The following is a 19,716-nucleotide window of genomic DNA, read 5'->3' as shown; positions in this document are numbered from 1 at the left end:
TCTATTGCTGGTAAAGGCAAGAGGGGTTATCCTTAGCAGTTCCGTGTTATTAAATTTATTGGCCTATGGATAATACCTATAACCCCCAAGAAGTTGAAGAACAAGCACAACAATATTGGCATAAGAAGCAATCGTTTAATGTTACTGAAGATTTAAACAAAGAGAAGTTTTATTGTTTATCTATGTTTCCCTATCCCAGTGGCACATTACATATGGGACATGTGAGAAATTATACCCTAGGTGATGTCATAGCCCGGTATCAACGAGCATTGGGAAAAAATGTCCTGCAACCTATAGGGTGGGATGCTTTTGGATTACCTGCCGAAAATGCCGCCATCAAGAATAAAATTCCTCCTGCAGAATGGACTAAGAAAAATATTGCGGCCATGAAAGAGCAATTTTTACGCTTGGGAAATGCTTATGACTGGAAAAGAGAAATTACTACTTGTGATCCCGAGTATTATCGCTGGGAACAATGGTTTTTTATTCGTTTATTTGAAAAAGGGTTAGTATATAAGAAAAATGCCGTTGTAAACTGGGATCCGGTTGATCAAACAGTATTAGCGAATGAACAGGTCGTTGATGGTCGTGGGTGGCGTTCAGGCGCATTGGTTGAACGAAAGGAAATTTCTCAATGGTTTATTAAAATTACCGCCTATGCTGATGAGCTTTTAAGCTCTTTAGATAGCTTGGATGAATGGCCTGCGCAAGTCAAACAAATGCAGCGCAACTGGATTGGAAAATCCATAGGGACAGAAATTTATTTTAATGTAAACAATTACCCTAAACGATTGAAAATTTACACCACACGCCCAGATACCTTGATGGGGGCAACCTATCTTGCTGTAGCAACAGATCATCCATTAGCCAAAGAAGCAGCTTCCAACAATAAAAAAGTTCAAGAATTCCTCGATAGCTGTCAGGGAATTAAGATGGCTGAAGCAGAGCTGGCAACTATGGAAAAAAGAGGGATTGACACTGGAATGACTGCAATCCATCCTATAACAGGTAAAGAATTGCCTATATGGGTGGCTAACTTTGTTTTAATGCAATATGGTTCTGGTGCTGTTATGGCAGTGCCTGCGCATGACCAACGCGATTGGGAGTTTGCACAAAAATACCAATTACCTATCCGACAAGTAATCAAACCTATAAACACTGAACATGACTTTAGTCAATCAGCCTATACTGAAGAAGGAATTTTGATTAACTCGAATCAGTTTGATGATCTACCCTCTAATAAAGCTGTTCAAATTATCACAAATTTTCTGGAAGAAAATGATGCTGGCAAAGCCACTATTAATTATCGCCTAAGAGACTGGGGAGTTTCCAGACAAAGATACTGGGGAACTCCTATCCCAATGATAATCTGTGAACAATGTGGCATAGTTCCAGTCCCAGATGAAGAATTACCTGTTGTTTTACCAGAGAATGTTGATTTTACTGGCACCGGTTCACCCCTTGCACAATGCAAAGAGTTTGTTAATGTAACATGTCCAAAATGCAGCCAGGATGCAGCCCGAGAAACAGATACGTTTGACACCTTCGTTGAATCCTCCTGGTACTATGCTCGCTTTGCTTGCAAAGGCCAGGAAAATGCTATGCTTGATGACCGAGCTAAATATTGGACACCTGTAGACCAATACATTGGTGGAATTGAACATGCTGTAATGCATCTGCTTTATGCCCGTTTTTTTCATAAATTGATGCGTGATGAAGGATTAGTCAATTCAGATGAACCTTTTAATGCTTTATTAACTCAAGGTATGGTTTTAAAAGACGGACATAAAATGTCAAAATCATTAGGTAACGTGGTTGATCCAAACCATCTTATCGATACCTACGGAGCTGATACCGCTCGCCTATTTGTGATGTTTGCATCACCTCCCGAGCAATCGCTGGAATGGTCAGATTCTGGCGTCGAAGGTGCACATCGTTTTCTAAAACGAGTTTGGGCTTTTTCTCATCAGCATAGAGACATGCTCATTGACATTAACGATAGTATTTTAAGTGGAAATGGTCATGTCGACTGGAAGGAAGCGGAGCCTCGCTTAAAAAAATCCCGCCATATTGTGCATCAAATACTTGCTCAAGCTACTCATGACTATGACCGGAATCAATTTAACACAGTTGTTTCTGGCTGCATGAAACTATTTAATGAACTATCTGATTATTCCATTGAAACTGAAAATGACAAGTATTTTGTTCACTCAGGCATCAGTATATTGCTGAGGCTACTGGCGCCAATTACTCCACATATTTGCCATTGCCTTTGGCAGCAATTAGGGTTTGATAAAGCAATAATTGATGCGCCTTGGCCAAAGGTAGATAAAAGTGCTCTAAAAACCGATGAAGTAGATTATGTTGTACAAGTTAATGGAAAACTCAGAGCCCAGTTTACTGCAAGCACTGATGCGACTGAAGATGAGTTAATTGCTGCGGCTAAGGAGCATGCCCATAACTTTGTGGTACACCATACTATTAAAAAAGCAATTGTTGTCCCACATAGGCAATTAATCAACTTGGTCATTGGTTAAAAATGTGTGGCACGACGTTCCAGCAATCTCTAAATATTTTACAAAATTTCTCAGGCCATAGGTGGTCATACCTGTAAGTGCAAGTAAGAGAGGTTAAAAGAAGAATGACTCAGATCCACAAATATTTAACATCTCTTATACTGATTTGGCTGCTAACTGGTTGTGGTTTTCATTTGCGTGGAGCAATTGATATCCCTGAATGGCTTGACAATGTTTCTATTATTTCCAAGGATGGAAATAAGGAACTAGTTTCTATACTCAAATCCCAGCTAGAAGGCTATAAAGTTCATGTTAATTCTGATCCATCTCTCGCAAAATACTGGTTAATTATTAACAGCTCTAGTTTACAACAGCAAATTGTCAGCATTGGTGCAAGTACCAATCCAAGACAATATCAATTAATCTTAACCATTGAATTTATGTTGCAGACTCCCAAAGGGCAAATTATTAAAACCCCTAGAAAAGTTAATGTGAGTCGTCAACTCACCGTGAATAATGACAGAATATTAGGCTCAAATGAAGAACAGGCTCTTTTAGTCAGCGAAATGAGGCGTGATGCTGCTATTCAAATCATTAATCGTTTAAACCGACCATAATATGCAAATCAATCAACAAGCACTTACTCAGCTTTTACAAAAAAAAATATATCCTCTGAATATACTAATTGGACAAGATCATTATCTTATTGATGAAGCACTCAATAACATAAAATCAATGCTTAAAAAATCATTTGAATGTGATGAAAAAATCCTCTCTATTCAGTCCCCTGAAGAATGGCATGTCGTTCTGGAAGAAGCAAATAATTACTCCCTATTTTATCAAACAGTTATTTTAACCATTTTCTATGATAAAAAAACGATAGATACAACAGGGAAAAAAATTCTTGGTGAATATCTCAAATCAGCAAACCCTCATAATTATATTATAATCAGAGCTCCTAACCTTACTGCCAAGCAACTTCAATGGTTAACACATGATGAACAAGCGCTGATTATCATCGCACAACCATTAAGCTCAGAAGCAATGAAGAGATGGATTAATGAACAACTAAAATTAAATACTACCTCTTTTGATCCATATGTTCCCGAATTAATTTATCAGTATACGAAAGGAAATATGTTAGCTACCGCTCAGGTAATTGAAAAAATTAATTTGAGCAACACACCCGGCACTCTAATTACTCCTTACATGGCCTTGGAGCATTTATCAGATCAATGTGATTTTTCTCTTTTTGAACTGATTGATTCATGCCTGCTTGGTCATAGTGATAGAGCAATTCATATTTTAAGACAAGCAGCCAATAATAAAACGGAAGTCACATTAGTATTATGGATGCTTACCCAAGAAATAAGAATATTATTACAATTGTTGTTTCTAACACAACAAAAGATGGATATCAAAACGGCATCCAATCAATTAAAAATTTGGACTCAAAGAATTAATCTTTATCAATCTGCCATTAAACGATTAAATACCTTGCTTTTACAACAACTACATCACTATTGCCAATCTATTGATGATAAAATCAAATCCAACTCACATAATCAAGTATGGAATGCTTTAGAGAACATTTCTCTTTCTTTATGTTTAGGGCAACTATTAGGTGATGCATGCATAGCATAGCAATATTTGGTGGAACATTTGACCCAGTGCATAATGGCCATATCAAGACCAGCCTGGCAATTCAAGCTCATTTTGGCTTTAATTCCTATCATTTTTTACCTTGTAAAAGCCCCGCAATCAAACCTCCATCCTGTGCCAGCAGTAAACAAAGAATAGAAATGCTAAAGTTAGCGCTCAAACCTTACCCTGATTTTAAAATAGATACTCGAGAGCTGGATCGAGATACTCCATCCTATATGGTATACACTTTGCAAAGTTTCAGACAAGAATATACCGACTCATCATTAACTCTGATTATTGGATACGATGCATTATTAAATCTACCACAATGGTACCAATGGGAAAAAATAATATCCTTAGCCAATTTACTGGTTATTAATAGAGAAGAATTCTCACAACAGCCAGTACCAAAATCAGTGCAAACTCTTCTTAACCAATATAGAAATGATGATAAAAATATACTGCTAAATCATCATGCCGGTGTTATTTGCTTATATAATGCAGGGCGCTATGATATAGCTTCAACCAGAATCAGAGAACAATTAAAGCAGCATAAAGATGTGAAGAATGACTTACCAGAATCGGTGTACAATTACATTAAGAAGCAGGAACTGTATCAATGATGTTTTCCGTTTTATCAACAGATTTAACCTGCTTTATAAATTCAGGCAAATGACTATATAATAAAGCTACAACAGGATCAAATCGTGCGTAAAGTTTAGATTTTTGTGAGTACTCCTGATAAGGCAAAGAAGTCATTTTGACTGCAACCATAATCAAGGCAACGATAAAAACTCCACGTAAAAAGCCAAAACCCATTCCTAAAGTTCGATCAGTTCCACTTAACCCAGCTCGTTTTAAGATAAAGCTAAGTATTGCATTCACCACTCCCCCGACAAAGAGGGTAGCAAAAAGAATAATAATAAATCCAATGACTGTTCGTACTGATTGTTCCTGTATATAAGAACTTAACCAAGGATCGAGGCTTTGTGAATAATTAAAACCTAACCAAATAGCTAATACCCATACGCATAATGCAACAAGTTCCTTTACAAAACCACGAAATAAGCCAGTCAATACTGATAAAGCGATAATTGCGACAATTGCTATATCAACCCATTGTAGTTGCATAACTAACTAACTCCGGTATTCACAACAAAACCATTTAATTGCATGGCACTAGCTAATTGAGTTTTTAATTTAATTACATCTTTTTTAATAGGTGAATGACCAACAACTACTTTATAAACTACTCCATTCCTGCTATTGGACTTAAGATAATTAGCCTTATAGCCTTTACTGCGTAATCGATTTACTAAAGCTTGAGCATTAGCTATTTGTGTAAATGAAGCCAACTGAACTGCATAAATATCTTGTTTAAGCACTGGTTTTCTGGCAGCAACAACCTGGTTGCCCCTCTTGTTATTACTAACCTTTGCCGTAACAACTGGAGATGTTTTCACCGGCGGTTTTGCTGCAGCTAAGGTCATCACTTTCTTTGCTGTCGCATTCGCCGCTTTATTAACTGCCAATTTAATTGGCTCTGCTTTAATTGAATTCGCTCTCTCTGCTTCAAGTGTTGCGATTTTAGACGCACCGCTGAGATTGTTTTCTTCTGTACTGATGGATTCTGCTTTTACCATATTGATTGATTGTTTTTCAACGGGTATAGGGGGTATTTCTGCTTTGGCCACTTTTATAGTTTTAAATACCTCTTTTTCATCAGTAATCACTACATCAGGAGGTAATGGCTTTGGTGGTAATTTCACATTGACACTAAAATTACTTTCAGGACTTTGACTGGATTTTTTTATTAATGCAGGAGCAAAAATTGCCCCCAATGAAATAATAACGGCCAAGCCTACCAAGCGATGTTTAACTTTCTCATCCATTATCAGTTTCATTGATTCTCCTTCTGCTCCAAAAGATTATGCTGGGCAGCCATTACATGACTAACCGTAAAAAATGAACCATAAACAATAATTAAATCTCCATCTGACGCCTGCTTTAATGCCATTTCAAACGCAGTAAGTGGGTCATTATAACAAACTTCTGCAAAAATTTCTGCTTCCCGGAATATAGAAAGCAATTTCTCTTGACTTACAGCACGCTTATTATGTAATTGTGCAGGATACCATCGACTAACACAATCCTTTAAAGGCATAATCAATCCACAAATATCTTTATCCTTTAAAGCAGAGAAAACCGCATGAACTCGCCCTTTTGTATTGATTTTTTTTACCGTATCTGCAAGTAATCGAACTGACTGCGGATTATGGGATACATCGTACAAAATATTAGTCTTTCCTTTTTGTAATTGCAATCGCCCTGGGATATATACAAGTGCCATTGCCTTCTTTAGGTTATCATAAGATACAGGAAAATGCTCTTGCAACAAATGACAAGCCATTATAGCTGCCGCTGCAGACTGAAGTTGAATTTTTGGCTTAGTCAGTTGATCGAATTGCTTGCCCATACAAGTAACTTCCCAATGGTCATCTGCCTCTTGATAAAAATAGTCTTTACCATACAAATAAGATGATGCTCGAAGTTGAGTCGCAACCTCAACGACACTTTTTGGTGGAGAGAGATCGGCGTAGATAAAAGGTTTATTTTTCCGTAGTATTCCGGCTTTCTCATACCCTATCAACTCAAGTGTTTCACCTAGAAAGCTCTGATGATCAAAATCGATAGTAGTAATAATTGCTAAATCAGTATCAACAATGTTTGTAGCATCCAATCGTCCTCCTAAGCCAACCTCAAGAATTATCAGATCCAGATCATGCTGTTTGAAATACCATAATGCGGCGAGTGTTGCCATTTCAAAATAGGTTAAATTGGTAGGATAACGCGCTTCTTCAATAACAGAAAAAGCCTTACATAAATCCTTATCTTGAATTGGTGTTAAATTAATTCGGATTCGTTCATTAAACACAAGAAGATGGGGAGACGTGTAGGCACCAACTTTGAAACCTGATTGGTGATAAATGGTTTCAAGTGCAGTGACTGTAGAACCTTTACCGTTTGTTCCTGCAACTGTTACTACCTTGCAATTTGGTCGCTGCAAATTTAATTTCTGTGCTACAGTCAAAACCCTGGCCAAACCAAGCTGTATTTCCTGGGTATTTCTGGTTTCTAAATGGGTCAACCAGTGATTTAAATCCCATTCACTCCATGGCGCGTGCAAAAAAACTCTCCGCGCCTTTATGAGTCAATTTGGAAACCAATTCGGATATAGTTGCTCTAAGATGTTTACGTTCAACTATCATATCAATATGCCCATGCTCCAGTAAAAACTCACTTCGTTGAAAACCTTCTGGCAAGGTTTGTCTAACCGTTTGCTCAATCACTCTTGGCCCAGCAAAACCAATTAATGCATTGGGTTCAGCAATGATTATATCACCAAGACTGCCAAAACTCGCTGATACACCACCCATCGTTGGATCGGTTAGCACAACAATAAAAGGCAAACCAGTTTCAGCAAATTTTGCTAATGCTGCGGATGTTTTAGCCATTTGCATTAAAGAAAATAATCCCTCCTGCATACGAGCACCGCCGCTGGCCGTAAAACAAATGTATGGTCGCTTTTCTGTTGCAGCAACATTTACTGCCCTTACAAATTTTTCTCCAACTGTCGCTCCCATGGAGCCACCCATAAAGTTAAATTCAAAGGCACTGACAACCACTGGTTGTTGCATTAATAACCCTTTAACGACAATTAATGCTTCTTTCTCTCCTGTCGCTTTTTGCGCTTGAGAAATTCTATCCTTGTATTTTTTGGAATCCCTGAATTTTAACCTGTCCTGTGGCTCCAGCCCAGCAGCTACTTCTTCCTGCCCTGACTCATCTAGAAATTGGGCAATTCTCAAGCGCGCGGAAATGCGATGATGAAAATTACAAGATGGGCAAACCATAAAGTTTTTTGCCAGTTCCGTACTGTAAAGTACCTCATTACAACCAGAACATTTAACCCATAAACCTTCCGGAACCCCCTTTTTTTGAGAGGTCTCTGTCCTTATTCTTGATGGTAACAGTTTTTTAAGCCAGCTCATAAATTAGAACCTAGATATTATCAAATCGGATTATTATACACAGAAAAAAACAATCTGACATGCCTATATTTGAGGTGAATTCCATATAAGAAATAAGAAATTTTACTAAATCGACTTGACAATCTGAACGTAATCTCACTGGAAACCCTAATTACTCTAAAATATTCAAGTTCATCTGAATGATTTCAGAGGATATGTTTATTTTTTAATCTATTTTTATATTTATTTAACACTCTAATTTTATTCAATAATTTTTTGCAATTCTTCAAAAAAACGCATTTGGAACTAAAGTTTTTTTCACTATTTCCGATAACTAAAGCGGGTACAGTAAATTCACAATAATAAATCGAATTTACTGAATTACAAATGTCCCATACCAGGGATTCAGGTCTGAGGAGACTAAAACTATGGCTCAAGTAATCAACACTAATGTGGCTTCGCTTACAGCCCAACGTAATTTGGGTGTTTCGGGCAACATGATGCAAACATCAATCCAGCGTTTATCATCAGGATTAAGAATTAACAGTGCCAAAGATGATGCTGCAGGACTCGCTATTTCTCAACGAATGACTGCACAAATTCGCGGGATGAATCAAGCAGTTAGAAATGCCAACGATGGTATCTCTCTGGCTCAGGTTGCTGAAGGTGCGATGCAGGAAACAACCAATATTTTACAACGTATGCGTGAACTTTCAGTTCAAGCTGCTAACTCAACCAATAACTCATCTGACCGCGCTTCAATCCAAAGCGAAATTTCACAATTAAAAAGCGAGTTAGAGCGTATTGCCCAAAATACTGAATTTAATGGCCAAAGAATTCTTGACGGTTCTTTCTCTGGCGCAAGCTTCCAGGTTGGCGCAAATTCAAACCAAACAATCAACTTCAGTATAGGCAGCATAAAAGCTTCGTCTATTGGAGGGATTGCCACAGCTACAGGAACAGAAGTTGCTGGTGCTGCAGCAACAGATATTACTATTGCAATTGGAGGAGGTGCAGCCACTAGTATTAACTCTTCTGCCAATTTTACCGGAGCGCTAAACGGGCAAGATGCTACATCTGCCTATGCCAAAGCTGCCGCTATCAACGATGCTGGAATAGGAGGACTATCCGTTACGGCATCTACCAGTGGCACACAAGCAGTTGGCGCAATCGGCGGAACTGCGGGTGATACTTATAACTTAACCATTAACGGTGTTGCTATATACACTAACCTTAACGTAGCAACAGCATTGACTAACTCCGATCTTCGAGATGCTATCAATGGCGTCAGTAACCAAACTGGTGTCATTGCGTCACTTAACGGTGGTAATATGACACTCACTGCTGCTGACGGTAGAAACATTACGGTCACAGAAAGCGGTACAGGTTTTACCGCTGGTACTGACGGTTTAACCGTAACTGGTGGCGCATTTGATGGCGCGCTGCGCGGTACATTATCAATCAGTGCCGTTGATACTATCGCGATCGGTGGTACTGTTGCTAACGTTGGCTTAAATGCCAATATCTCTAAAGATACAGTAGGTGTGGATTCACTGGATGTAAGTACAGTGGCTGGCGCTCAAACAGCGATTAAGAGAATTGACGCAGCACTCAATAGCGTAAACTCTAATCGGGCTAATATGGGAGCTTTGCAAAACCGTTTTGAATCTACTATAGCCAACCTGCAAAACGTTTCGGACAACTTATCAGCTGCAAGAAGCCGTATTCAAGATGCTGATTACGCTGCTGAAATGGCTAGTTTAACCAAAAACCAAATCCTGCAACAAGCAGGCACAGCAATGTTGGCACAAGCTAATAGCTTACCACAATCTGTATTATCATTGTTAGGTCGATAGGATGTCGCAATCGAAGTGCAGCAATAACTGCACTTCGATTTCTTTATACCCTGGTTGATGGGTATAAGAAGGAGTATGAAAATGAGTATTGAACCTGTACCATCAGTTAATAAGGCAGCTCAGACAGATCAGGTGAAATTAGTTGAGGAAACCTCCAGACCAGAAATCAAAAATATAACTTATGATTCTGCTTTGGATGCCGAAACAAAACAGGCACTGGATAAAGCAACAGGTTTGCTTCAAACTATAATAACAGAGAAAATATCAGATAAAGTATTACGTAAAATGCCTTCTGATGAGTATTTGGAATTACTAAGCTTGCTGGATGATATTATTAGTGGTTCTATAGACAAGCACGTTTAATAATTTGAAATATTTATTAAAATTTCACTAGAATAATAACAACATAGAAAAGGGATACTCTATGGAACTCTCTTCTCCAGGCGTAGGATCAGGACTTGATGTAAAAAACCTGGTCGATGCGATAGTCACTGCAGAAATAACTCCATCGCAAGTGCGCCATGATAAACAGTTAAATAGTGTCAATACTGAGTTGTCGGCACTTGGCCAATTAAAAAGCTATTTAACTAACTTGCAAACTTCGTTAGCTAAGCTCTCCAGTCTTGGTCAATTCTACACTATGAAATCAACCATTAGTGATCCGAATTACTTTTCCGTTACTCTGGGGGCTGGCGCGACTAAAAGTACTTATCAAATTGAAACACAAAAACTGGCGCAACAACACAGCCTGGCAAGCGCTTACATGACTAATACTGGAAGCGGAACAATAACAATAGATTTTGGAACCTATAACAGCGACAAAACCACTTTTACTCCGAATCCTTCAGCTACTTCAGTCAATATAACCATTGCGCCTGGAAATGATAGTCTTGTTGCGGTACGAGATGCCATTAATAATTCTAACTCAGGAATAACAGCCAGCATAGTTCAAGATAGCCTTGGCTCCAGACTAACTATCACGTCTTCAAAAACTGGCGAAAATTATGCGATGAAAATTAGTGGTGGAGTTGCCTCATTAAATTATGATCCTACCATGGGAGTAAATTCATTAACTGAAACAGTAGCGGCACAAAACAGTACTGTTAAAATTAATGGATTAACTTTGGTTCAAAGTTCCAATCAATTGAATGAGGCAATAACTGGCGTCACCATTGATTTAAAAAAAGCAGAGATTGGGAAAGTTGTTACCTTAACTATTGATGATAACAAAGATCAACTCACAGGCTTAATCAACGAATTCATAAAGCAATACAATGATACCATGACGTTTTTAACTAACTTAACTGGTTATAACAGTGAAACAAAACAGGGAGGAGTATTTCAGGGCGACCCGCAATTTCGCAATTTAAAACTCAATTTAAACAAGTGGGCAACTACCCCTTTAGCTAACCAAGAAGGACCAATCCGCTCATTGGCCGATTTGGGAATAATCACCAATAAACAAGGTTTACTGGAAATCAAACAAGACAAGTTTAAATCTGTACTCGATAATCACTATAAAGAAATAGGAGCATTATTCGCAAAAACCGCGAAGGTTAATAATACAGGCATAAACATCAAATCCATCAATTCAACTGTAAAATCAGGTAATTATGATATTGTATTGACTGAGTTTACTCCCGGAGTCAGTATGTCTGGAACAATAGGAGGTTTACCGGCTACATCATCTGATGGTATTACATTGACAGGAAGCGGTGGTTTAAGTGGTCTGTCAATTAATGTATTTTCAGGATCTGCTGGAGCCCGTGGACAAATAACTGTTACAGATGGTATTGCAGTCCAGTTGAGCGCATTGCTAGATACTTATATTGAAAGTAAAGGCGACTTGGACCAGAGAAAAGACCAACTCAACAATCAAGTCAAGCAATTGACCAAAATACAAAACGAAATTGATATCAGACGTAAATCGATTGAAACCCGTTATTTAAAACAATTCACTGCTCTGGATACTCTACTCAGTCAATTACAAAGCACTAGTGTTTTTCTATCCCAACAATTAGCTAATTTACCCCAATTAAAATTGAAATAATAGGAGGTAATGAGAATGAAAAACCTATATTCACAAATTTCTAGCCAATACAAGGCCATAGAGCTACAAACTCGAATAGAAACAGCCTCCCCTCATGAGCTTATAGATTTATTGCTTCAAGGAGCCAGATCTCACATTGCTACTGCTCAGGGTAATATACAGCGTAACCAAATTAAGGAAAAAGGAGAACACATTGGCAAAGCCATTAGCATCATTGAAGGTTTAAAAATGAGTCTCAATCATGATAAAGGTGGTGAAATTGCCGAAAATTTACTCCAATTGTATGATTACATTCAACAAATACTACTTAAAGCCAATTTAAAAAATGATGAAGATTTATTAGCTCAGTCCAATATCTTATTAGCTGAAGTGCATCAAGCCTGGCAAGCAATTAATTCCAATACTGATAATGAACTTTAATATTTGAAATGAACCCCCATAATTCAGCATTCGCTTCTTACGGCTTTATAGCAACCAAAATAAGAGTTTTCCAGACTTGGTTGATAATAAGAAACTTATTAACTCCAAGACATCTATTTTTATCCCCCCCCCCCAATCCAAATAGTTTGAAACTTCTAAATATCAATAAGATATGGGTAATAATCTAGAAATCCTGTAGTTATCGAAATTTTGGTACATTTTTAGACCAAGAATAGGATTATAATTTTGGCAACTTTGTAAAGATTTATCGAGTTGGAATATAAAGTTTTTCCATTAAATGCCGCCAAACCAGTTAAGATGAATAAATTGATTTCATTATGAATACATTTAAATCATCACTAGCATTTATAATTTGTCTCTTACTTAGCATGCAATCAGTACAGGCACAAAAACGATATGGAGAGACTCTTTGCAATTTGCCTGAATATTTTTGCATGAAAATAAAAAATGGTGACACTTGGGATAGACTTTTTCCTAACATCGAAGAGCAAGATATTGTGAGACGAATTAATCGTATGAACATCCGGCTCAAACCCGGGATGATTATTGCTGTTCCCAAAAATATAGAGCGCTTAACCATCTACGACGTCTCACCCTTTCCAAGATATATTGAACCAAGTGGTGAAAAAACAATTTATGTCAGTCAAAAAAAATTGGCGTGGGGTGCTTATGATGAAGACGGTGAATTGCTTTGGTGGGGGCCAATATCATCAGGTGTAGGTAAATGTAAAGTTATAGGTGGCTGCTCTACACCAACAGGATCATTTCGTATTATTCGCAAGCAGGATATTGATTGTGTTTCTACTGTTTTCCCAAGAAGATCAAATGGCGAACATGGTGGGGCTCTAATGCCTTATTGTATGCATTTTTTCAGAGGCTATGCCCTACATGGAAGTTATGAAGTTCCAGGGTACAGAGCAAGCCACGGTTGTGTTCGCCTGTTTATTGAAGATGCGCGCTGGTTAAATGAGGAATTTATCGACCTTCCTGGGGGAGGAATGAGAGGAACACGAGTAATCCTTGATGCGCCAGATGCTCAAGAGAATCCAGATAATCTGCAATAATATATTGAAAACACAATCAAAAAACCCCATCCTGATAGACAAATAGTGGCCAACCTGATAATATTTTATATTATTTTATTTAGTGAATTTTGCCATGAGGTGTGTTAACGTATAAATTCACTTTGTGAATAAAATAAGTACATTTTTAATCAAAGATTAGAATATATGGAAATACCATCTATATCCTCTTTTTTGACTAATAACTTTCATAGAATCTAATGATTGGATAAATTTGGAGAACTTTTAAATAATGGCTCATTACAATGTACAATCCGAATCACTCAATAAAGCAAGTGTCAGCTTAATTATGCCCTGGATGGTGTGGGGCTTGGGTTGCTTATTCTATTTTTATGAATGTTTATTGCAGGTATCCCCAAGCGTAATGAGTAATGAACTCATGAGAGATTTCTCGGTAACCAGTCATACTTTAGGTATTCTGTCGGGCATTTATTTCTACTCTTATGCTGCCATGCAGCTTCCTGGTGGTGTTCTAATGGATTATTTTGGCCCACAACGTTTATTAACTCTTGCCACGGTAGTTTGTGCTGTGAGTACTATTGCCTTTGGCATGACAGATAATTTCTTTATGGCCTGTGTCGCAAGATTGATGATTGGATTTGGTTCTGCATTTGCTGCGGTTGGCACCATGAAATTGGCAGCCAACTGGTTTCCAGCCCAAAAATTCGCATTATTGACAGGTTTAATGGTCACCATAGGGATGATGGGTGCAATAGGCGGAGAAACGCCTTTGGCTCTTCTAATTGATAATTTTGGCTGGCGGGAAAGCATGATTATCATGGGCAGTGTAGGGCTTCTTTTAGCGACTTTGCTCATCTTGATTGCCAGAGATACTCCCAAGAATTTTTCTCCCGCTATCCATCAACATCCTGTCGAAGAAGAACGCTTAATCCCCAGTCTACTCACACTGATAAAGAATAAACAACTTTGGCTGGTTGCTACCTATGGTGGGCTAATGTACATGGCAACACCCGTATTTTGCGGGCTTTGGGGAGTGCCTTTCCTGATGAATAAAATGCTAATTGCGAAATCTACCGCCGCTAATTTTATCTCATTAGTATTTGTGGGTTGGGCAATCGCCAGTCCTTTATGGGGACTGTTTTCAAACCGTATTGGATTACGTAAGCCACCTATGTATATTGGATGTGTAGGGGCAATGATTTGTTCTTTGCTCTTTATTTTTGCTCCCATTACTTCTTCAATTACTATGGAGCTTCTGCTGTTTGCCTTTGGTATCTTTTCTGCGGGCTTTTTGCCAGCCTTCTCAGTAGCCAAAGAATTATGTAATAAAAAATATGTCGCCACAGGACTTAGTTTCATGAATATGATGAATATGGTTGGAATAGCATTGGCACAACCCCTGATTGGTTACATTCTGGATAAAATGTGGCAAGGCCAAATGATGGGGACTGTGAGAGTTTATCCATTGGAAGCTTACTACACTGCTTTGTCAATTCTTCCAATAGGCATGTTAGTTGCGCTGCTGATATTGCCAAAAATCAAAGAAACCTATTGCCAAAGTGTCAATTAATGAAATAATAACGCAATTTCAACTTGTAGAACGAAAATGGTTAAGAAATTATACATTAAAACAAATGGCTGCCAAATGAATGAATACGATTCTTCTAAAATGGCAGAAGTACTTTATGCTTCCCACGGTTTGGTCAAAACTGATCAAGTCGAAGATGCCGATGTTATTTTATTAAACACATGCTCAATTCGAGAAAAAGCTCAAGAAAAAGTTTTTTCTCAACTGGGTCAATGGCGGGAATATAAAGCTAAAAATCCTCATGTACTCATTGGCGTGGGAGGATGTGTAGCAAGTCAGGAAGGTTCAGATATCATAAAAAGAGCACCGTTTGTTGATATCGTATTTGGGCCACAAACATTGCACAGGCTCCCTGCCCTACTCAATGAAAGACTTGAAAAAAATAAGTCCGTTGTTGATATCAGCTTTCCTGAAATAGAGAAATTTGATCATTTACCCGCACCAAGAGCGGAAGGCCCTACAGCTTTTGTATCTATAATGGAAGGCTGTAGTAAATATTGCAGCTTCTGTGTCGTGCCTTACACGCGCGGCGAAGAAATCAGCAGACCATTTGATGATGTATTGGCAGAATGCTATCAATTGGCTACTCAAGGCGTCAGAGAGATTAATTTACTAGGCCAAAATGTGAACGATTATAGAGGCACTATGGATAATGGGGACATGGCCGATCTTGCCTTGTTAATTCATTATATTGCTGCTATCGATGGAATAGGCAGAATACGTTTTACAACATCACATCCTTTGGCATTTTCAGAAAATCTCATCAATGCCTATGCCGAGGTTCCTGAGCTTGCCAATCATCTACACCTTCCGGTGCAAAGTGGCTCCGATCGCATTTTATCTTTAATGAAGCGTGGTTATACTGCCCTGGAATTTAAATCTAAAATTCGCAAACTAAGGAAAATTCGACCAGACATTCGCTTATCTACTGACATTATTGTAGGCTTCCCCGGAGAGACAGACAAAGATTTCCAGGACACCATGGATCTTGTGCACGAAATAGGATTTGATACCTCTTTCAGTTTTATATACAGCCCAAGACCAGGAACTCCTGCAGCAAATTTACCTGATGACACGCCTATGGAGGTAAAAAAGCAACGTTTACAGATTTTGCAAAACAGATTATTAATGAATGCCGCTCGTTATAGTGAATCAATGATAGGTAGCAAACAAAAAATTCTGGTTACAGGATTTTCCAAGAAAAGCTCACAGCAATTATCCGGCCGTACTGAATGTAACCGTGTGGTTAATTTTGACGGCCCATCTCATTTCATTGGGCAATTTATAGATGTCCAAATTAGTGATGCGTTACCTAATTCATTGCGAGGAAGGCTGCTGGAAAAGGAGATGCAGCCAGCCTAATGATTGAGCATATCCAACAACAATTATCTGTACCTCGCGAATTACATAAGCAACGAGTAGATAGCGTGATTGCCAGGCTGCTTCCCGAGTATTCGCGCTCTCTTATCAGTAACTGGATTAAAACAGGTGCTGTTACCCTTAACAATATGCCTTGCAAACCCAAAGATAAAGCGCTGGGCGGTGATTTAATTACGATTAATGTTGACCATTCCATGGTTAACACAGATTTTAACTTTTGTAAACCTGAGAACATCCCAATTCAGATAATCTATGAAGACAATGAAGTTATTGTTGTTAACAAGCCAGCTGGACTAGTAGTACACCCCGGTGCGGGAAATAAGGAACACACACTGGTTAATGCGCTGCTTCATCATTGTTCCGAACTGCAACTGCTTCCTCGTGCGGGAATTATTCATAGATTGGATAAAGATACTACTGGCCTGCTGATTGTAGCTAAAAACCTGATTAGCCATACTTCTCTCATCAGACAAATGCAAAATCGCGAAATTAAACGCCATTATCTGACATTAGTTCATGGTTATGTCATTTCCGGTGGAACAATAGATACAGGTTTTGGCAGGCATCCCAAAAATAGATTAAAGATGGCTGTAACTGATTTTGGGCGTCAAGCAATTACCCATTACAATATCAATAAGCGCTACAATGACTTTACTTTACTGAATGTTAACTTAATGACAGGGCGCACTCATCAGATAAGAGTGCATATGAACCACATTAACCACCCGGTTGTAGGAGATCAACTGTATGGAGGAAGAATGAAATTTCCTCCTAATGCAGATGAGACTTTGCTCTCCGTATTAAAACAATTTAAAAGGCAAGCGCTTCATGCCTGTTCCATTTCATTTTGTCATCCTGTAAAAAATACAGAGATAACACTGAATGCATTATTACCCGATGATTTCAAACTCTTGTTAAATACTCTGGATCAACATGATGAAAAATAGATTTGCCAATTGGTCTGCTCCTAAAAATATTACCGCTTTGACTACTACACGTTTGTATGGTTTCAGCGATGGACCCTATACAAGCAATAACCTTGGGCTGCATGTTGGTGATAATGAACAGCATGTACTCAAAAACAGAGAACAACTCATTGAGCTTATCAATCTGCCTTCAGAACCTGTCTGGCTGGAACAAACACATAGCACAAAATGCATCACGGCAGAGATTGAAAAAACCAGAGATGCTGATGCTGCAATTACTCGTTTACCTAAACTCCCTTTAGTCATTATGACAGCGGATTGTCTACCGATATTGCTATGCAATCGACAAGGAACTGAAATTGCAGCCATTCATGCTGGATGGAAAGGACTGTATAATGGTATTATTGAAAATACGCTAAAGAAGCTAAACAGCAACATGACAGATATAATGGCATGGATAGGCCCAGCTATCTGTCAAAAATGCTATGAAGTTGGTCAGGAGGTTTATCAGTCTTTTACCACTAAACACCCCTTAACCAGGAAAGCGTTTGAACCAGTTCATAGCAAATGGTTAGCTAATTTACCTCAAATTGCTGAAATAGTTCTTAACTTGGAAGGCGTAAAATCGGTGTTTCAGTCAAATTTGTGCACTTTTGAGTTAAAAAATGAGTTCTATTCCTATCGTAGAGAATCACAAACAGGTAGAATAGGTACTTTCATCTGGATTAATGAGTAAAATCAGGATTAATAATATGATTACACGTATAAGATTATTCATAGCAAGTCTGCTTGTATTTTTCATCCCTATAGCTGATGCAGCGCAAGATGCTGCCAATATGCCCAGCCTAGCTCCTGTTCTAAAAAATGCTATGCCCGCTATTGTTAACGTGGCTGTTCAAGGGTACTTGCCTAATGATCTGTCCTCTTCTGGAAACTCAGAAGATGATGAAGGACAAAACAACAAGCAACCTTCCAGAATACCTGAAAAAGGCAGAAAATTTGAAAGCATTGGGTCAGGCGTTATTATTGATCCTAAAAATGGCATTATTATAACGAATGACCATGTTATCCGTAACGCCAATTTAATTACTATAACCCTTCAAGATGGCAGGAGATTAAAAGCTCGCCTGATTGGAGGTGATAGCGAAACAGACTTGGCTGTTTTAAAAATTGATGCTAAAAATTTGAAATCCTTGGTAATTGGTGATTCTGATAAACTGGAAGTCGGTGATTATGTTGTTGCTATTGGAAACCCCTTTGGATTAAACAGCTTTGGAAATAGCCAATCTGCTACGTTTGGAATAGTCAGCGCCTTAAAACGCAGCGATTTGAATATTGAAGGCGTTGAAAATTTTATCCAAACTGACGCAGCAATCAATCCTGGTAATTCAGGTGGTGCCTTGGTCAATGCAAAAGGCGAGTTAATTGGCATTAATACAGCCATTATTTCACCCTATGGTGGTAATGTGGGTATTGGTTTTGCCATCCCAATTAATATGGTGAAAGATGTAGCGCAACAAATCATTAAATTTGGTTCCATTCATCGTGGTTTAATGGGTATATTTGTTCAGCATTTAACACCAGAACTTGCTCAATCAATGGGATATGCCGAAGATTTTCAAGGGGCTTTAGTATCACAAGTCAATGAAAACTCACCTGCTCAATTGGCTGGTCTAAAATCAGGTGACATCATTGTACAAATTAATGATACCAAAATAACTCAGGCAACGCAGGTAAAAACAACTATTAGCCTGCTGCGAGCCGGCTCTACTGCTAAAATTAAAATCTTGCGGGATAATAAACCGCTTACATTAGATGTAGAAGTCACTGATATCAAAAAGCATGAACAAAAATTACAATCCAATAATCCCTTTCTCTACGGATTAGCCTTACGTAATTTTGAACAAGAATCACCACCTCATGGTAACGTTGTTGGAGTGCAAGTCGTAGGTGCTTCGGAAACCAGTGCAGGCTGGCGAGCCGGCTTAAGACCAGGGGATATTATCATTTCTGCTAATAAAACACCGGTTAAAGACATTAAATCGTTACAAACTGTTGCACACGAGAAAAAGAAACAGTTATTAGTCCAGGTATTGAGAGGAGCTGGAGCGCTCTATCTGCTGATCATTTAAATTTTTTATCCAAATAATAAAGTAACCAATCTTCTTTCTTTAAGCCCATCTCTGAGAGATGGGCTTAAACTCTGGTAAATAAATCTGTTTTGCTAGCGCGGATTATCAA

Annotated in this window: 18 protein-coding genes; 14 read left to right on the top strand and 4 right to left on the bottom strand. The window is 38.4% G+C overall.

Features of this window, described 5'->3' with window-relative positions:
- Positions 1-65: 65 nt before the first annotated feature.
- From leuS to nadD, 4 genes are all read left to right on the top strand, one after another.
- Complete coding sequence (gene leuS, locus OQJ02_RS06200) at positions 66-2,537, top strand: leucine--tRNA ligase (RefSeq protein ID WP_265718359.1); 2,472 nt, start codon at positions 66-68, stop codon at positions 2,535-2,537.
- A gap of 104 nt (positions 2,538-2,641) precedes the next feature.
- Positions 2,642-3,133 carry an LPS assembly lipoprotein LptE gene (gene lptE / locus OQJ02_RS06195; protein ID WP_265718358.1) on the top strand — a complete coding sequence of 164 codons (492 nt, stop codon included), beginning with the start codon at positions 2,642-2,644 and terminating at the stop codon, positions 3,131-3,133.
- Position 3,134: 1 nt separating this feature from the next.
- A complete protein-coding gene (holA, locus tag OQJ02_RS06190; protein WP_265718357.1) occupies positions 3,135-4,160 on the top strand; it encodes a DNA polymerase III subunit delta in 1,026 nt (341 codons plus the stop codon).
- On the top strand, positions 4,148-4,783 hold the full coding sequence (nadD, locus tag OQJ02_RS06185; protein WP_265718356.1) for a nicotinate-nucleotide adenylyltransferase: 636 nt from the start codon (positions 4,148-4,150) through the stop codon (positions 4,781-4,783). The genes holA and nadD overlap by 13 nt, the downstream gene beginning before the upstream one ends.
- Here the strand turns inward: nadD and OQJ02_RS06180 are convergent.
- The 4 genes from OQJ02_RS06180 to accD are packed head-to-tail and all read right to left on the bottom strand — an operon-like array spanning position 4,758 to position 8,212.
- Positions 4,758-5,291, bottom strand: coding sequence for a CvpA family protein (locus tag OQJ02_RS06180; RefSeq protein WP_027221530.1), 534 nt, complete (start codon positions 5,289-5,291; stop codon positions 4,758-4,760). The genes nadD and OQJ02_RS06180 overlap by 26 nt on opposite strands.
- A gap of 2 nt (positions 5,292-5,293) precedes the next feature.
- A complete protein-coding gene (locus tag OQJ02_RS06175) occupies positions 5,294-6,064 on the bottom strand; it encodes an SPOR domain-containing protein (RefSeq protein WP_265718355.1) in 771 nt (256 codons plus the stop codon).
- Positions 6,061-7,347 (bottom strand): bifunctional tetrahydrofolate synthase/dihydrofolate synthase, encoded by a 1,287-nt coding sequence (gene folC, locus OQJ02_RS06170; protein ID WP_265718354.1) that lies wholly within the window; start codon positions 7,345-7,347, stop codon positions 6,061-6,063. Before folC ends, OQJ02_RS06175 begins: the two co-directional genes overlap by 4 nt.
- Entirely contained in the window at positions 7,328-8,212 is an 885-nt protein-coding gene (gene accD / locus OQJ02_RS06165; RefSeq protein WP_265718353.1) for an acetyl-CoA carboxylase, carboxyltransferase subunit beta, read from the bottom strand. The genes folC and accD overlap by 20 nt, the downstream gene beginning before the upstream one ends.
- A gap of 407 nt (positions 8,213-8,619) precedes the next feature.
- Here accD and OQJ02_RS06160 point away from each other — a divergent pair, with 407 nt between their 5' ends.
- The 10 genes from OQJ02_RS06160 (at position 8,620) to OQJ02_RS06115 (ending at position 19,607) form a co-directional block, all read left to right on the top strand.
- Positions 8,620-10,047, top strand: coding sequence for a flagellin (locus OQJ02_RS06160; RefSeq protein ID WP_265718352.1), 1,428 nt, complete (start codon positions 8,620-8,622; stop codon positions 10,045-10,047).
- An 81-nt stretch (positions 10,048-10,128) separates the two neighbouring features.
- Positions 10,129-10,410: a hypothetical protein gene (locus tag OQJ02_RS06155; protein WP_265718351.1), complete on the top strand. Its 282-nt coding sequence runs from the start codon at positions 10,129-10,131 to the stop codon at positions 10,408-10,410.
- Between the two features lie 61 nt (positions 10,411-10,471).
- Entirely contained in the window at positions 10,472-12,097 is a 1,626-nt protein-coding gene (gene fliD, locus OQJ02_RS06150) for a flagellar filament capping protein FliD (RefSeq protein ID WP_265718350.1), read from the top strand.
- Positions 12,098-12,106: 9 nt separating this feature from the next.
- Positions 12,107-12,517, top strand: a complete 411-nt coding sequence (fliS, locus tag OQJ02_RS06145) for a flagellar export chaperone FliS (RefSeq protein WP_265718349.1) — start codon at positions 12,107-12,109, stop codon at positions 12,515-12,517.
- 338 nt (positions 12,518-12,855) lie between these two features.
- Positions 12,856-13,602 (top strand): L,D-transpeptidase, encoded by a 747-nt coding sequence (locus tag OQJ02_RS06140; RefSeq protein WP_322783375.1) that lies wholly within the window; start codon positions 12,856-12,858, stop codon positions 13,600-13,602.
- Positions 13,603-13,852: 250 nt separating this feature from the next.
- The gene (locus OQJ02_RS06135) at positions 13,853-15,151 is read left to right on the top strand and encodes an MFS transporter (RefSeq protein ID WP_027226848.1); all 1,299 of its coding nucleotides are present in this window, start codon (positions 13,853-13,855) and stop codon (positions 15,149-15,151) included.
- Between the two features lie 36 nt (positions 15,152-15,187).
- Positions 15,188-16,531: a tRNA (N6-isopentenyl adenosine(37)-C2)-methylthiotransferase MiaB gene (gene miaB, locus OQJ02_RS06130; protein WP_265718347.1), complete on the top strand. Its 1,344-nt coding sequence runs from the start codon at positions 15,188-15,190 to the stop codon at positions 16,529-16,531.
- On the top strand, positions 16,531-17,496 hold the full coding sequence (gene rluD, locus OQJ02_RS06125) for a 23S rRNA pseudouridine(1911/1915/1917) synthase RluD (protein WP_265718346.1): 966 nt from the start codon (positions 16,531-16,533) through the stop codon (positions 17,494-17,496). Before miaB ends, rluD begins: the two co-directional genes overlap by 1 nt.
- Entirely contained in the window at positions 17,486-18,211 is a 726-nt protein-coding gene (pgeF, locus tag OQJ02_RS06120) for a peptidoglycan editing factor PgeF (protein WP_265719802.1), read from the top strand. Before rluD ends, pgeF begins: the two co-directional genes overlap by 11 nt.
- A 16-nt stretch (positions 18,212-18,227) precedes the next feature.
- Entirely contained in the window at positions 18,228-19,607 is a 1,380-nt protein-coding gene (locus tag OQJ02_RS06115; protein ID WP_265718345.1) for a Do family serine endopeptidase, read from the top strand.
- Positions 19,608-19,716 lie beyond the last annotated feature (109 nt).

Origin of the sequence: Legionella sp. PATHC032 (assembly GCF_026191185.1) — a bacterium.
Lineage (GTDB): Bacteria > Pseudomonadota > Gammaproteobacteria > Legionellales > Legionellaceae > Legionella.
This window is presented reverse-complemented; position numbering and strand designations above follow the sequence as displayed.